Below are 14,668 nucleotides of genomic sequence, written 5' to 3' on the forward strand. Positions count from 1 at the left end.
ATCACATTTGTTCATGAATACGATGATGTAAGGAATACCAACTTGACGACCAAGTAGGATGTGCTCACGTGTTTGTGGCATAGGACCGTCAGTTGCAGCAACAACTAGGATACCACCATCCATTTGAGCAGCACCAGTGATCATGTTTTTAACATAATCGGCGTGTCCAGGACAGTCTACGTGTGCGTAGTGACGAGAAGGAGTATCGTATTCTACGTGAGAAGTAGAGATTGTGATACCGCGCTCGCGCTCTTCAGGAGCGTTATCGATAGATGCGAAGTCTTTAGCTGTACCACCGTACACTTTTGCAAGTGTAGTACAGATAGCAGCTGTTAGAGTTGTTTTACCGTGGTCAACGTGACCGATTGTACCAACGTTAACATGCGGTTTTAGACGTTCAAATTTTTCTTTAGACACAATTGTGTTCCTTCCTAGTTAAGATACGCCCCCTACTAGGTCGGGGACGGCTCTGAAGTTTGTATTTTATGCGCCAATAGCCATTGACGCAATAATGAAATTAAATACGTTCAGCAATAATTTTATCAGTAACGTTCTTTGGCATTTCAGCGTACTCGCTAAACTCCATAGAATAAGACGCGCGGCCTTGTGTTGCTGATCGTAAATCAGTTGCGTATCCAAACATTGCTGATAGTGGAACTTGGGCACGAATAATTTTAATACCCGCGTTGCCTTCTTCCATACCTTCGATCATGCCTCGGCGACGGTTAAGGTCGCCAACAACATCACCCATCCAATCTTCTGGCGTGGTAATTTCAACTTTCATCATCGGTTCAAGCAGAACTGGAGTTGCATCAAGTGCACCTTGTCGAAATGCCATTGAACCAGCGATTTTAAATGCAATTTCGCTTGAATCAGTGTCGTGGTAAGAACCATCAACTAACGTCGCTTTAACGTCAATCATTGGGTAGCCTGCTAACACGCCACTCTTCATTTGTTCTTCAATACCCGTAGCAACCGCACTAATATATTCTTTAGGTACGCTGCCACCGACAATTTCATCAACAAAGACGAAACCTTCGCCCGGCTCTGATGGTTCAAGATTCAACCATACATGACCATATTGGCCACGGCCGCCAGTTTCACCAGCTTGACGAATAAATTTACCTTCAACTTTAGTGTTACCACGAATGGTTTCACGATAAGCAACCTGAGGTTTACCCACGTTACAGTTGACGTTAAATTCGCGCTTCATACGATCGACGATGATATCTAGGTGAAGCTCACCCATGCCAGAAATTAGAATCTGACCTGATTCAACGTCGGTTTCAACGCGGAAAGATGGGTCTTCTGCTGCTAGTTTATCTAGCGCGATTGTCATCTTATCTTGATCTGCTATAGAACGTGGTTCAACCACGATCTGAATAACTGGTTCAGGGAAATCCATACGCTCTAGAATCACTTTATGATTCTGATCACACAGAGTATCACCTGTTGTTGCGAATTTAAGACCAATAGCAGCGGCGATATCGCCAGCACGAATTTCTTTGACCTCTTCACGTTTATTAGCATGCATCTGAACGATGCGGCCTAAACGCTCGCGTTTTTCTTTAATGGTGTTGTAAACAGTATCACCTGAATTTACTACACCTGAGTATACACGCATGAAAGTCAATGTACCTACGAACGGGTCGGTTGCGATTTTGAACGCTAGTGCTGAGAATGGTTCGTCATCACTTGAATGACGCTCAACAGGGTTACCGTGTTCGTCTTCACCTGTAATTGCTTTTACTTCTGTTGGTGAAGGTAAATAATCAACAACAGCATCTAGTACGGCTTGAACACCTTTGTTCTTAAATGCAGAACCACAAGTTGCCAATACGATTTCGTTGTTGAGGGTACGTTGACGAAGACCTGCCTTAATTTCAACTTCAGACAGCTCAATACCTTCAAGGTATTTATCCATTAGTTCATCATTAGCTTCAGCTGCTGATTCAACTAAGTTCATACGCCACTCATCTGCTAACTCTTGCATGTCAGCAGGAATATCATAATAAGTAAAGCTAGTGCCTTGATCAACATCAGACCAGCTAATGGCCTTCATTTTAATTAGATCAATGACACCTTTAAATTCATCTTCAGTACCAATATTTAATTGCAGTGGTACTGGTGTTGCGCCAAGACGGTGTTTAATCTGCTCAATAACGCGGAAGAAATCTGCGCCAGTGCGATCCATCTTGTTAATAAAAACGATACGAGGAACTTCATATCTATCGGCCTGTCGCCATACAGTCTCAGACTGAGGCTCTACACCTGAAGCACCACAGAACACAACTACAGCACCATCTAGTACACGCAGTGAACGTTCAACTTCAATAGTGAAATCTACGTGTCCTGGAGTATCAATGATGTTGATTCGGTGCTCGTCGAACTGCTTGTCCATACCGCGCCAAAAGGTGGTCGTTGCAGCAGAGGTGATCGTGATACCACGTTCTTGCTCCTGCGCCATCCAATCCATAGTAGCAGCGCCGTCGTGTACTTCACCAATCTTGTGAGATAGGCCTGTATAAAACAGGATGCGCTCGGTAGTGGTTGTTTTACCGGCGTCAACGTGAGCACAGATACCAATATTACGGTAGCGCTCGATAGGCGTTTTGCGAGCCACGGTTGTATCCTCTTACTAAGGTGAACCTTAGAAAATGGTTTAGGCACAGCAGGAAAACCTGCTGTGCCCAAGCGGTATTACCAGCTATATTACCAGCGGTAATGTGCGAACGCTTTGTTCGCATCTGCCATACGGTGAACGTCTTCACGTTTCTTAACAGCAGAACCTTTGTTGTCAGCCGCATCAAGCATTTCGCCTGCAAGACGCTGAGCCATAGATTTTTCACCACGCTTACGCGCAGCTTCAACTAACCAACGCATAGCTAGTGCATTACGACGTACTGGACGTACTTCTACAGGCACCTGGTAAGTTGAACCACCCACACGGCGAGATTTAACTTCTACCGCTGGACGAATGTTTTCAAGAGCTTTTTCAAATACAGATAAAGGTTCTTCACCAGAACGCTCTACTGTAGTGTCTAGTGCAGCATAAATAATTTTTTCTGCAGTAGATTTCTTTCCGTCAACCATTAGGATGTTAACGAATTTTGCCAGCAATTCTGATTTGAATTTAGGATCTGGTAGGATCTTACGCTGACCGATTACGCGACGACGTGGCATGGATTATCTCCGTTGTCTTCTTCAGGTTATCCAAAACTTTTCAGTTTCTTCAAAATTAAATAATTTTAGTGTTTGGCCTTACTTAACGGAATCCATTAAGACTTAGGACGCTTCACACCGTACTTAGAACGACCTTGTTTACGGTCATTAACGCCTGCACAGTCAAGTGCACCACGAACAGTGTGGTAACGAACACCCGGAAGGTCTTTAACACGACCACCGCGGATAAGAACAACTGAGTGCTCCTGAAGGTTGTGACCTTCACCGCCGATGTATGATGTTACTTCAAAACCGTTTGTTAGACGAACACGACAAACTTTACGTAATGCTGAGTTCGGTTTTTTAGGTGTAGTAGTGTAAACACGAGTACATACACCACGTTTCTGTGGGCACGCTTCTAGTGCAGGCACGTTGCTTTTTACAACTTGCTTAGCACGTGGCTTACGTACCAACTGGTTAATAGTTGCCATTAAATAGCTCCTGATTGTTACTTTCGTAAGGTGAAAAATCTGCCTCCCAACAACAGGAGGACGCGAAATTTTAGGCATCGCACCCAAAGGTGTCAAGATCTAACCAACGATCAATTAAGTGATCATTTCTTAAACAATCACTTTTTTGTCCATATATCGTTACTAATAATGGCTTATTATGCCCATTTCATGTGTTGAGCGTGTTGTTCCGTTAACAAAACAAAACCCTTATAATCAACAACATGAAAATATTTATTACATTTACCCTGCAAACCGCGCGCAATAATGTCAGCTTCCAGTAAATAAATTTTTACGCCAATATTTTTTATTAAATCAAAGTAAATATTTTCACTCAAGGCGACAATTACAGCATCTTCGAGCAATAAGATCTCATCACCGGGGCAAATAAACTGTAAACATTGCGCCAAAGATTGGCTTTGAAATGGTGAGCGGGTCACAGAATGTAACATCGGCACCTCAAAAAGTGAGAATTTGACGACAACAATGTAATGCTGTCACCAACTCGGAATGGGAGCAGATAATTACGTCAATTAATAAATCATCGACGCTTAATCCACGTTCAGTTAATGACTGCTGACAAACATAAATATTTTCGATGTCATATAGCGGTAACATTTTAAATGTCGCAATATAATTACGACTTAAAATAGCCTCTGGTTGCTGATGCTTAACCAGTTGCAATACGCCATCACCAATAAAAAATACGCTTAATGCTTCAGAATAAGCAGAAGCTGCTAATAATGCGTCAAGCCCTTCACGACCACTACTGGTGCCATGAGGTGGCTGACGAAAAACAAACCCAGTGTTATTCATTTGCTAACCTCAAAATTGAATGACACGATCTGCACTAAGTAAGACTTCAGTAAGACCACCAAGTCCTGCTTGCTCAAAACCAACGGCTAAATTATGGTTGGACAATTGATGCTGTTGTGCTTCTTGTTCACCAATAACGCCACGTCGTAATGCCGCAGCAACGCAAGTCTGTAATTCAACCTGATGTGTTTTTGCTAACTGCTGCCATGCGGCAACAAGATCAAACTCATCAGATGCAGGTGCCGTTAGTATATTGCCGTTGAGAACACCATCTTGATAAAAGAAAACACGGGTTAATGTATGTCCTAGTTCCAAAAGTGCACATGAAAATTGATAAGCAGAACGCGCAGCTTGAGTACCATAAGCCGGACCATTAACCACAATGGCGTAAGTTAAACTCACTTGTCACCGTCCTCTGTTTTACGCTGACGAATATAAAGATACACGGTGTGCTTAGATATATTCAATCGATCAGCAACGCGGTTAATCGCATCTTTAATATCAAAAATACCTTTATCAAATAGCGCCATTACTATCTGACGGTTTTTAGCATTATTGGATACATTTTTATCTGCGTTAATTTCTTCAATAGTCCGCTCAACAGTTTGATCGACTAATTCATCAACATCACTAGCAAAGTTTACTTTTGATGCCGCTTGCTTAGCTTCATCTGTTGGCATAAACGATTGCAGGATTTGCGTAAAAGGCACATCAAGATTGACGTTAATACACAACAAACCAATCACTTTATTATCACCATTACGAATCGCGATAGTGATCGATTTCATTAAATCACCGCCTTTAGCGCGAGTGAAATAAGCTCGAGAAAAATTATGTTCTGACTTTTGGATATCACGTAATGAGCGTAATGCAAGATCGGTAATCGGTGATCCCACTTTACGTCCCGTGTTTTGACCGTTAGCTATTTTGATTGCCGAGGTATTTAAATCGGCTAAAGAGTGCAGAACAATTTCACAAAATGGCCCAATCAATGCGGCTAAGCCGTCAACAACAGCTTCATATGCACGCAGAATATTATCATCGTGTTCAGAAAAAATTCGTCTGTCAACGATGTCACTATCAACAATTATCTCTGTTCCAAGATTATCTACTGAAATCACGATACCACCTTCCATTTTGCTGCTTATCTACAATGCGATCTCGCCCAGATCTATCACCACAAGCATTCAATATAATTGATAAAATTTAAAATCTTCTCAGTAAGTTTATCAGATAATAGAACAAAAAAGACCCGACATATGTCGGGTCTGGATCAATGGTTGCGCTTTTTTATCACTAAAAAGTGATCAATTATTGTATTTTTGTCGCTGTAGTTGTTGTTTTTACAGCTTCAACAGCAGGCTGTTGAGTTTGCTTACCATCTTTAATGCTCAATAATTCCACTTGGAAAACTAAGGTAGAATTAGCAGGAATGCTTGGGTTCGCTTGCGCGCCGTAAGCAAGTTGTGGCGGAATAACAAATTCAAATTTAGAACCAACAGGCATCAATTGTACGCCTTCAGTCCAACCTGGGATCACTTGGTTTAATGGGAAAGTGGCAGGTTGATTACGTTGGTATGAGCTATCAAATACAGTACCGTTAGTTAGCATGCCTTTGTACTGCACTTCAACAGTATCAGTTGCTGCTGGTTTTGCACCTGTACCTTCTTTTTCAACTTTGTACATCAAACCAGATTTAGTTGTTACCACACCGGCTTCTTTAGCGAATGTCGCGCGGAAATCTTCACCAGCTTTAATGTTCTTTTCAGCCTCAGCTTTTGCTTTCTGCTCAACAATCTTAGCAACACGTTGATCTAGAGATTGTAGTGCTTGTTGAGTTTGCTCTTGTGTCATGCGGCTCTTACCAGCAAACACATCTTCAACACCTGCAAGTACATCTTGACGATTAAGGTTAAGACCTAGCTCTTTTTGTTGATCAAGGTTAGCTGATAGGTATTGTGCTAGTGATGCACCAATAGCATATGCTGCTTTTTGATCTTCAGTTTTAAACTGAACCTTAGCAGCATCTGTTGTTGCAACAGCTGCTGAAGTGGTTGTTTGTTCAACTTTTGCAGGCTCAACCGGCTTATTGGTGTCTGCTTTATTATCGTCCTGACAACCCACAGCAAGGAAGATTGTTGCTGCTAATACAGACATCTTTAAAATAGGCTTCATGTATTTCTCCATCAGTCATTGAGGTCATGCCTCACTTTTACACTGTGTTTATTAGTATGAGTATGAAAACAAAATTATATCAATATACTACTACCACTCTGATTAAGTAACTGTAAATACTTAGTGCTACAGTTATTTAAGCAGATTCATTTCTTCTATCTAGTTACCCTAATAAAGCGGAACCAGAGCTTAATGTACAAGAAATTTTTGTCAGTTAGTCTACTTTTCTCTGCTTTTGCCTTAAGCGGTTGTTTTCCCTTTGATTCAGAAGTTCAACGCTGGCATCTTGCTCAACAAGGTAGCACGAGTTTAAGCCTTAGCCGTGATGGCCGTTTTGCACTTATTAGCACAAACATACAAGGTATCGCGCTATGGGATTTACAGCAAAACAAAAAGTTAGCTGATTTTGGTTCTCAAGATCAATATCACAATAGCGTGATAACAAGTTATATATCTGATAACAATCGTTATGCCATAACCGCAACAACTCAAAATTTTGCAGTATGGGATTTAGGATGGTCACAATCCCATGGTTTATGGTCGATTGATTACGCAACAATTAAAGATGTCGCTATCGCCAATAATGGTACTGACGTGCTATTAGCATTAAGTAATGGTAAAGCACTGTTTATTAATCTCACCAGTGGACGACGACTAGAATTTTTAGCTCATCGAGACAAAGTTAATAGTGTTGCCCTTGCGGCTAATGGCCGTTATGCGCTTTCTGGAGGTAATGATCACCATGCCTATTTATGGGATACCCGCAGTGGGCAGATTATTTATTCATTTAAGCATAGCAGTCGTGTCAACCAAGTCGCACTGCAACGGGATGGAAAATTCGCTTTTTCTGCTACCGACAATAATGACAATATTATTTGGGACTTAACTACGGGGAAGAAAATCACCCAATTAGCAATGAAAGTACGTTATCAAACACTTTCTAGTGCGCGTTTTTCTGATGATGGACAATTTTTGGTAACGGGATCACCGTCACGCCGAGTCGAATTATGGCGCACAGATAATGGTGAAAATATTAAAGATTGGCGAGCGGAAGTACAGCCAAAGACTCGACCCACCACAGCAGTGGTGTATGATGTCGCTATTAGCCCTACAGGTAATGTTGTCGCTGGCTCTTCTGCCGGTTACGCTCAAGCCTGGTCAACCGACTGAAAAATATCCCATGAATGAGATACAACAACTACAAAGCCGTCTTGATGAACTCGAGATGAAACTCGCCTTCCAAGAACAGACCATGGATGAATTAAATGATGCGCTCACTAAGCAGCAATTTATGATTGATCGAATGGAAATACAACTTAAGTTTATGGTCGGTAAAGTTAAAGGTATGCAAACCTCTAATATGGCAGATGAATCAGAAGAAACACCGCCACCACATTATTAAATAGAGATTCGAGGTTCGACAAGATAAAAACAAAAAAGGAAGCCGAGGCTTCCTTTTTTTATGATCACAATAAATGTGATTAGTGAGAACAGCCGCAGCCGCCCTTACCTTCGCCACCGCAACAACCTTCGTCGTTACCGTGATCATGGTCGCCGCCACAGCAATCATCATCGCCATGATCACCACAACCGCCTTCACCACCACAGCAACCGCCTTCTTGGTGTAGGTGACCGTGTTCGACTTCTTCTTCAGTTGCAGCACGTACAGCAACAACTTCAACGTCAAAACCTAATGTTTGACCAGCAAGCATATGGTTACCATCAACAACAACTTCGTCGCCGTCAACTTCAGTTACTTCTACAGGGATTGGACCTTGATCTGTATCAGCAAGGAAACGCATACCAACAGTAATTTCATCAACACCTTGGAATACATTTGCAGGAACACGCTGAACCATTTCGTCCATGTGCTCACCGTAAGCATCTTCAGGAGCAACAGTGATTTCAAACTTATCGCCTGCCACGTGGCCTTCAAGCGCTTTTTCCAGACCAGGAATAAGGTTGTTATGACCGTGTAGGTAATCAAGAGGAACTTCAACTGTTGATTGATCGACAACGATACCTTCTTCAGTTTTCACTTGGTAAGCTAGGCTTACTACTGTGTCTTTAGCGACTTTCATGTTAACTCCAAAATTTAAGCTTGGGGTGATAGTTTTTGTTTTCACATCATACAGGATAATACCATTGAGATGCCATTATCACATTACTCTGGTTTGAAAATCCCTATCACTTGTTGTTTGGTTATTGAAGAAAGTTGTTCACTTTCTTTTACTGCCTGCGGCAAACGTGTATCAATATGCTGACATTGAACACATTCGATATGCTCAACATCATGCTGTTGCCACCAGCGTAATGTATCTAATGCTTGGCAGTTAGGACAAATCGCTCCTGCAATAAATCGTTTTTTGACCATGTTAATCACTCCCTGATTAATCCCAACCTTGGTAGCGTTGTTGTTCACCACGCATCTCACGATCAAAAATATCTTCTAGCTCTTTACGGGCCTCTTTTTGACGTGAAGCCAAATTGACATCTTCACTATGTTGAGGCAATAAATCACGTAACGCTTGGCTATCGATTTTACGAAAATGTGCCTGAGCACGATTCGCTTTATAGGGATGCATACCTAAAGATATGAGGGCTTGACGACCTAAATCAAGGGCGCCTTCAAATGTTTCACGTGAAAAACATTCCACCCCATAACTCAATAATTGATGCGCTTCAACTCGACTACGCGCACGTGCCATTAACTTCAATCGTGGAAAATGTTGTTGGCAAAGTGTCACTACCTCTATCACTTCACTGGGGTCATCAGTACAGATAATTAAAGCTTCAGCATTATCCGCACCTGCTGAGCGTAATAAATCCAGCTGGGTTGCATCACCGTAATACACTTTATAACCGAATTTACGCAAGAACTGAATTTGACTTGGATCGCGCTCTAATACGGTAACGCGAATTTTATTAGCAAACAGTAAACGTCCCACTACCTGCCCAAATCGTCCAAATCCTGTAATAATTACGCGCGGTTGACGATCAATAACATTTGAAGGTGGTGGTTGTTTATCTTCAGTTTTAAAACTACGGACATACCAACGCTTTTGTATTTGTAAAATCAGCGGGGTGGTCATCATTGATAAACTCACAACCACTAATAACAACGGGGTCAACTCACCTTGTAATAATCCACCCGCGTTTGCTGCGGTAAACAATACAAACGCAAATTCACCCCCTTGACTTAAAATTGCGGCCATTTGGCTGCGCGCTTTCATTTCAACACCAAATAAACGTGCTAATACATATAATATGCCCGCTTTAATCATCACTAATACAATAACTGTCGCTAATATCTGCAGTGGGTATTGCAACAATAATCCCAGATTAACCGCCATTCCAACCGAGATAAAAAATAACCCCAGTAATAATCCTTTAAAAGGTTCAATGGCAATTTCAAGCTCATGTCGATATTCACTTTCCGCCAGTAATACGCCAGCAAGAAAAGCGCCGAGAGCCATTGATAAACCGATCATCTGCATAATCAGTGCAATACCCACCACCAATAATAAAGCGGCGACATTAAACAGCTCACGTACACCACTCATAACGACATAACGAAATAGGGGCCGTAATAAAAAATGTCCTGCAACTAAGAAAATAATAATACTGCTTAGCATCCATACGCCATCAAGCCAGCTGCCACCAGCATTACCTGCCAGAAATGGTAATAATGCTAACATTGGAATAACTGCGATATCTTGAAACAACAGCACAGCAAATCCTGATTGACCCGTTTCACTACCACTTAATTGTTGTTCATCTATCACCCGTAATGCTATCGCGGTTGACGACAATGCCAACCCCATGCCGATAACAATCGCATCACGCCAACCAAGAGCAGGAAACAAACGACTACAGCCAAAAGCAATAGCGGCTATTATGATGCTAGTGATCACCACTTGGCTGCCACCCAACCCTAATATAGGTTTACGCATTTGCCACAATTTTTTAGGGTTAAGTTCTAGGCCAATTAAAAATAGTAGTAGCACCACCCCAAATTCAGAGAAGTGCAACATAGCGTCCACATCAGATATCAGTCCTAAACCCCATGGGCCAATGCCGATCCCCGCAATGAGATACCCCAGCACCGATCCCAAACCTAACCGTTGTGCTAATGGCACCGCAATAATGGCAGCGCCTAAAAAAATCACCATCACCAGTAAGAAGTCATTATTCATGGCTTACATCTCCTACGGTTAAAGGTAATAAAGGTTCATATTGATGGGGGCTAACTAACCACTGATGATAGGTTTGCGCATAATATTGCCGCTCAATGGTCGGAATACGCCGCGCCCAATGCATGACTAATGGGGGTAACCATTGCATACGACAAAGATCGGCACACAGTTCAAACGGTTTTAAAATGTCATCAATGCTGCAACGATTATAACCATCAGCACTATAAGCCTCAGCTGCACCGCCAGTAGTGATCACTGATCGCCAATATTTACCGTTGGTTGCCGTACCTTCTCCATGAGCAAAACCTTTACTCAATACCCGATCAAGCCACTCTTTAAGTAATGCAGGGCAAGAATACATATATAAGGGATGTTGGAAAATAATCACATCATGGGTTATCACTAATGCTTGCTCAGCCACTTCATCAATAAAAAAATCAGGATAGGTAGCATACAGATCATGCACAGTGACATGAGATAAGTGTTTTACTTCATTAAGTAACGCGTGGTTAGCCACTGACTCTTGTGGATCAGGATGCGCAAAGATAATTAATATTTTCAAATCGGTCATACTGTCCTTCTGCACGTCATTTGATGAATGAAGTAACGCCGTTATAAAACATTGCACGCCTAATTGTTAACTATCATACCTAATTGTTACTTAATATGATTGTTTAGTTGATATTCCTATTTTAATCAGCCTTACATCTGCACATTGCCAGTATGGTGCTAACTCAGTGTCAGGTTAGCCACTGGTTCAAGTTTGGGTTAGACTCCTCAGCATGATTTCCGTTTAATTTTGTGGAGCGGGCACGTCCCCGGCGCTATCGATGATTATCTTTTCAGATATCCAACTTCTACGTGGTGGTAAAGTTCTGCTTGAAAATGCCACTGCGACCATTAACCCAGGCGACAAAGTTGGCCTTGTGGGTAAAAATGGTTGTGGTAAATCAACCTTATTTGCATTACTTAAAAATGAACTCAGCTTAGATGGCGGTAATTGTCAGTTTCCAAGTAATTGGGAATTAGCGTGGGTAGCACAAGAAACACCAGCCCTAGAGCGAGCGGCGATTGAATATGTCATTGATGGCGATCGCGAATACCGCGAACTTGAGCGTCAATTAATCGCAGCTGAACTGGCTGACAACGGCAATAAAGTCGCTGAATTACACGGTAAAATTGATATTATTGGTGGCTATACTATTAATGCCCGTGCAGCTGAATTATTGAATGGTTTAGGCTTTTCACAACACCAAATGCAATGGAACTTAACCCAGTTCTCTGGTGGTTGGCGAATGCGTTTAAACCTTGCTCAAGCATTGTTATGTCGCTCAGATCTACTCTTACTCGATGAACCAACCAACCACTTAGATCTCGATGCGGTAATGTGGCTTGAGAAATGGTTGCAAAGCTACCGTGGTACGCTAGTGCTAATTTCCCATGACCGCGATTTCTTAGATCCTGTTATCAACCGTATTATTCACGTCGAAAACCAAACCATGAACAGTTACAGCGGTAACTACTCATCGTTTGAAGTCCAACGTTCAGAAAAGCTAATCCTGCAACAGGCAATGTTTCAAAAGCAACAGAAGCAAATGACGCACATGCAGTCATATATCGAACGCTTCCGCTACAAAGCCAGTAAAGCACGCCAAGCGCAAAGCCGAATTAAAGCTCTAGAACGGATGGAAAAAGTACTGCCCGCGCAGCTTGATAACCCGTTTATGTTTGAGTTTAGAGAGCCTACTGCACTGCCAAATCCGATTCTAATGATGGATCATGTTGCCGCTGGTTATGATGATTTACTGATTCTAGAAAAGATCCGCTTGAATCTTGTTCCAGGAAGTCGAATTGGCCTTCTGGGTCGTAATGGTGCCGGTAAATCAACCTTAATTAAGATGCTTGCTGGTGAATTGCCAGCCAAAGCCGGTGATATGGCCTTTTCGCAAGGGGTTAAAATTGGTTACTTTGCTCAACACCAATTAGAAACCTTATACCTTGATGATACGCCAATACAACATATGGCACGTATTGCGCCTAACTCAACTGAACAACAACTGCGTGATTACTTAGGTAGTTTTGGATTTCTTGGTGATAAAGCATTAGAAAAAGTCGGTCCGTTTTCTGGTGGCGAAAAAGCACGATTAGTATTAGCGCTAATTGTATGGCAACGTCCAAACCTATTGTTACTCGATGAACCGACTAACCACCTCGATTTAGATATGCGCCAAGCACTGACCTTTGCGTTGCAATCTTATGAAGGCGCAATGGTTATTGTTAGTCACGATCGTTATTTACTACGTGCAACCACCGATGATCTATACCTGGTTCATGATCGCCAAGTAATGCCATTTGATGGTGACTTAAGTGATTATCACAAGTGGCTAACTGAGCAACATCGCAACGAGCGTCGTGAACAACAAGCGGCAAAACCCGAAACCAATAAAGACAATAGTGCCGCATCACGTAAAGAACAAAAGCGTTTAGATGCCGAGTTCCGCAAGCAAACAGCACCAATTCGTAAAGAAGTGACTAAGCTTGAAAAACAAATGGATAAGCTTAATGAGATTATTACCTCAGCTGAAACGGCATTAAGTGACAGCACCATTTATGATCCGGAAAATAAAGCACAAATGAATCAACAGTTAAAACTTCAAGGGGATGCTAAATCTGATCTTGAAGACATTGAAGTGGCATGGATGGAACTGCAAGAACAATTAGAAGAAATGGAAAGCCAGCTTAACGCTGAGTAATCATTTAACGCCGTAGCGATTTTCATTGTTACGGCGTTTTTATTTAAGTATGAGTAAAGGACATCATATGCAGCCATTCACTGCCCCGATAGGATTACGCAATCCACACCTACAAACCTTATTACCTCGCTTAATTCGTCACCAGCCCCTCTTTACACCCATCACCCAGCGTCTTGAAATGCCTGATGGCGATTTTGTTGATTTGGCATGGACAGAGCAGCCCGATCTGACAAACCATCACCAACCATTAATGATTTTATTACATGGCTTAGAAGGAAGTTTTAATAGCCCTTACGCTAATGGTCTATTGATGGCAGCCAAACAACAAGGCTGGCTTGGGGTGATGATGCATTTTAGAGGTTGCAGTGGTGAACTAAATCGTCATCCGCAAAGCTATCATTCTGGTGACATTAAGGATGTACGCTTCTTCATTCAATGGTTACGTCAGCAATTTCCACAGCGTCCGTTAATGGCAGTAGGTGTATCACTTGGCGGTAATGTGCTGATTAATTACTTAGCTCACTACCCTGATAATAGCGAACTCATCGCAGCCCAAGCTATCTCACCACCGCTCAACCTAGCCTCATGTTCCCATCGTATTCAGCAAGGGTTCTCGCGCGTTTATCAACACTACTTACTAACATCACTTAAACGCACCGTTGCCCAAAAAATTGAGCGTCACCCTCATACCATGCCGATTAATCAGCAACAACTGGCATCAATTAACAGTGTATGGCAATTTGACCAAGCAGTAACGGCACCACTGCATGGATTTAAGAATGCCGATGATTACTATCAACGTTGTAGTGGTTTACTACAACTGGCTAAGATCACACTCCCCTTACGGATTATTCACGCTAAAGATGATCCCTTTATGTGTCGTGATGTCATTCCTCAGCACCCCTTACCCACCAACATTCACTATGATCTATCAGCGACAGGGGGTCATGTTGGCTTTATCAATGGCAGCTTACTCAAACCACAATTTTGGTTAGAACACACTGTGCCGACGTGGTTTCAGCAACAATTAACTTAGTATCAAGCAACATCACCACAT

General features: G+C 42.1%; 17 protein-coding genes. 4 read left to right on the plus strand and 13 right to left on the minus strand.

Annotated features, from left to right (window positions below):
- The 9 genes from GLP24_RS09350 to fkpA form a co-directional block, all read right to left on the minus strand.
- On the minus strand, positions 1–417 hold a 417-nt coding region (locus GLP24_RS09350; RefSeq protein ID WP_232613042.1), incomplete at its 3' end, for a GTP-binding protein.
- A gap of 100 nt (positions 418–517) precedes the next feature.
- Positions 518–2,623: an elongation factor G gene (gene fusA, locus GLP24_RS09355; protein ID WP_101768041.1), complete on the minus strand. Its 2,106-nt coding sequence runs from the start codon at positions 2,621–2,623 to the stop codon at positions 518–520.
- A gap of 89 nt (positions 2,624–2,712) precedes the next feature.
- On the minus strand, positions 2,713–3,183 hold the full coding sequence (gene rpsG / locus GLP24_RS09360) for a 30S ribosomal protein S7 (protein ID WP_101768042.1): 471 nt from the start codon (positions 3,181–3,183) through the stop codon (positions 2,713–2,715).
- Positions 3,184–3,278: 95 nt separating this feature from the next.
- The gene (rpsL, locus tag GLP24_RS09365) at positions 3,279–3,653 is read right to left on the minus strand and encodes a 30S ribosomal protein S12 (protein WP_004399892.1); all 375 of its coding nucleotides are present in this window, start codon (positions 3,651–3,653) and stop codon (positions 3,279–3,281) included.
- A 176-nt stretch (positions 3,654–3,829) separates the two neighbouring features.
- Complete coding sequence (gene tusB, locus GLP24_RS09370; RefSeq protein ID WP_232576078.1) at positions 3,830–4,123, minus strand: sulfurtransferase complex subunit TusB; 294 nt, start codon at positions 4,121–4,123, stop codon at positions 3,830–3,832.
- A 7-nt stretch (positions 4,124–4,130) separates the two neighbouring features.
- Positions 4,131–4,487 carry a sulfurtransferase complex subunit TusC gene (gene tusC / locus GLP24_RS09375; protein ID WP_101768044.1) on the minus strand — a complete coding sequence of 119 codons (357 nt, stop codon included), beginning with the start codon at positions 4,485–4,487 and terminating at the stop codon, positions 4,131–4,133.
- Between the two features lie 9 nt (positions 4,488–4,496).
- Positions 4,497–4,889, minus strand: coding sequence for a sulfurtransferase complex subunit TusD (gene tusD, locus GLP24_RS09380; RefSeq protein WP_232578834.1), 393 nt, complete (start codon positions 4,887–4,889; stop codon positions 4,497–4,499).
- The gene (locus tag GLP24_RS09385; protein WP_101768187.1) at positions 4,886–5,608 is read right to left on the minus strand and encodes a helix-turn-helix transcriptional regulator; all 723 of its coding nucleotides are present in this window, start codon (positions 5,606–5,608) and stop codon (positions 4,886–4,888) included. The genes tusD and GLP24_RS09385 overlap by 4 nt, the downstream gene beginning before the upstream one ends.
- Positions 5,609–5,798: 190 nt before the next feature.
- The gene (gene fkpA, locus GLP24_RS09390) at positions 5,799–6,662 is read right to left on the minus strand and encodes an FKBP-type peptidyl-prolyl cis-trans isomerase (protein ID WP_101768046.1); all 864 of its coding nucleotides are present in this window, start codon (positions 6,660–6,662) and stop codon (positions 5,799–5,801) included.
- A gap of 192 nt (positions 6,663–6,854) precedes the next feature.
- Between fkpA and GLP24_RS09395 the strand changes: the two genes are divergently transcribed.
- Together GLP24_RS09395 and GLP24_RS09400 are read left to right on the plus strand one after the other, a co-directional pair.
- Positions 6,855–7,832, plus strand: a complete 978-nt coding sequence (locus GLP24_RS09395) for a WD40 repeat domain-containing protein (protein ID WP_101768047.1) — start codon at positions 6,855–6,857, stop codon at positions 7,830–7,832.
- Positions 7,833–7,842: 10 nt separating this feature from the next.
- Positions 7,843–8,064 carry a SlyX family protein gene (locus tag GLP24_RS09400; RefSeq protein ID WP_101768048.1) on the plus strand — a complete coding sequence of 74 codons (222 nt, stop codon included), beginning with the start codon at positions 7,843–7,845 and terminating at the stop codon, positions 8,062–8,064.
- Between the two features lie 79 nt (positions 8,065–8,143).
- Here GLP24_RS09400 and slyD read toward each other — a convergent pair whose 3' ends face one another.
- From slyD to kefG, 4 genes are all read right to left on the minus strand, one after another.
- Positions 8,144–8,743 carry a peptidylprolyl isomerase gene (slyD, locus tag GLP24_RS09405; protein WP_101768049.1) on the minus strand — a complete coding sequence of 200 codons (600 nt, stop codon included), beginning with the start codon at positions 8,741–8,743 and terminating at the stop codon, positions 8,144–8,146.
- An 83-nt stretch (positions 8,744–8,826) separates the two neighbouring features.
- Complete coding sequence (locus GLP24_RS09410) at positions 8,827–9,036, minus strand: YheV family putative zinc ribbon protein (protein ID WP_101768050.1); 210 nt, start codon at positions 9,034–9,036, stop codon at positions 8,827–8,829.
- Positions 9,037–9,052: 16 nt separating this feature from the next.
- A complete protein-coding gene (kefB, locus tag GLP24_RS09415; RefSeq protein WP_232615914.1) occupies positions 9,053–10,858 on the minus strand; it encodes a glutathione-regulated potassium-efflux system protein KefB in 1,806 nt (601 codons plus the stop codon).
- Complete coding sequence (gene kefG / locus GLP24_RS09420; RefSeq protein ID WP_101768052.1) at positions 10,851–11,429, minus strand: glutathione-regulated potassium-efflux system ancillary protein KefG; 579 nt, start codon at positions 11,427–11,429, stop codon at positions 10,851–10,853. Before kefG ends, kefB begins: the two co-directional genes overlap by 8 nt.
- Before the next feature lie 259 nt (positions 11,430–11,688).
- Here kefG and GLP24_RS09425 point away from each other — a divergent pair, with 259 nt between their 5' ends.
- Both GLP24_RS09425 and GLP24_RS09430 read left to right on the plus strand, forming a co-directional pair.
- On the plus strand, positions 11,689–13,611 hold the full coding sequence (locus tag GLP24_RS09425; protein ID WP_232615915.1) for an ABC transporter ATP-binding protein: 1,923 nt from the start codon (positions 11,689–11,691) through the stop codon (positions 13,609–13,611).
- A 67-nt stretch (positions 13,612–13,678) separates the two neighbouring features.
- Entirely contained in the window at positions 13,679–14,647 is a 969-nt protein-coding gene (locus GLP24_RS09430) for a hydrolase (protein ID WP_232576072.1), read from the plus strand.
- Positions 14,648–14,668: the final 21 nt, after the last annotated feature.

The organism is Photobacterium carnosum, from assembly GCF_021236965.1.
GTDB lineage: Bacteria > Pseudomonadota > Gammaproteobacteria > Enterobacterales > Vibrionaceae > Photobacterium > Photobacterium carnosum.

Coding starts and splice junctions, on each gene's coding strand:
- GLP24_RS09425 (WP_232615915.1), top strand. CDS start 11,689: ATGATTATCTTTTCAGATATCCAACTTCTACGTGGTGGTAAAGTTCTG.
- kefB (WP_232615914.1), bottom strand. CDS start 10,858: ATGAATAATGACTTCTTACTGGTGATGGTGATTTTTTTAGGCGCTGCC.
- GLP24_RS09395 (WP_101768047.1), top strand. CDS start 6,855: ATGTACAAGAAATTTTTGTCAGTTAGTCTACTTTTCTCTGCTTTTGCC.
- rpsL (WP_004399892.1), bottom strand. CDS start 3,653: ATGGCAACTATTAACCAGTTGGTACGTAAGCCACGTGCTAAGCAAGTT.
- rpsG (WP_101768042.1), bottom strand. CDS start 3,183: ATGCCACGTCGTCGCGTAATCGGTCAGCGTAAGATCCTACCAGATCCT.
- GLP24_RS09400 (WP_101768048.1), top strand. CDS start 7,843: ATGAATGAGATACAACAACTACAAAGCCGTCTTGATGAACTCGAGATG.
- slyD (WP_101768049.1), bottom strand. CDS start 8,743: ATGAAAGTCGCTAAAGACACAGTAGTAAGCCTAGCTTACCAAGTGAAA.
- kefG (WP_101768052.1), bottom strand. CDS start 11,429: ATGACCGATTTGAAAATATTAATTATCTTTGCGCATCCTGATCCACAA.
- tusB (WP_232576078.1), bottom strand. CDS start 4,123: ATGTTACATTCTGTGACCCGCTCACCATTTCAAAGCCAATCTTTGGCG.
- fkpA (WP_101768046.1), bottom strand. CDS start 6,662: ATGAAGCCTATTTTAAAGATGTCTGTATTAGCAGCAACAATCTTCCTT.
- tusC (WP_101768044.1), bottom strand. CDS start 4,487: ATGAATAACACTGGGTTTGTTTTTCGTCAGCCACCTCATGGCACCAGT.
- GLP24_RS09430 (WP_232576072.1), top strand. CDS start 13,679: ATGCAGCCATTCACTGCCCCGATAGGATTACGCAATCCACACCTACAA.
- GLP24_RS09410 (WP_101768050.1), bottom strand. CDS start 9,036: ATGGTCAAAAAACGATTTATTGCAGGAGCGATTTGTCCTAACTGCCAA.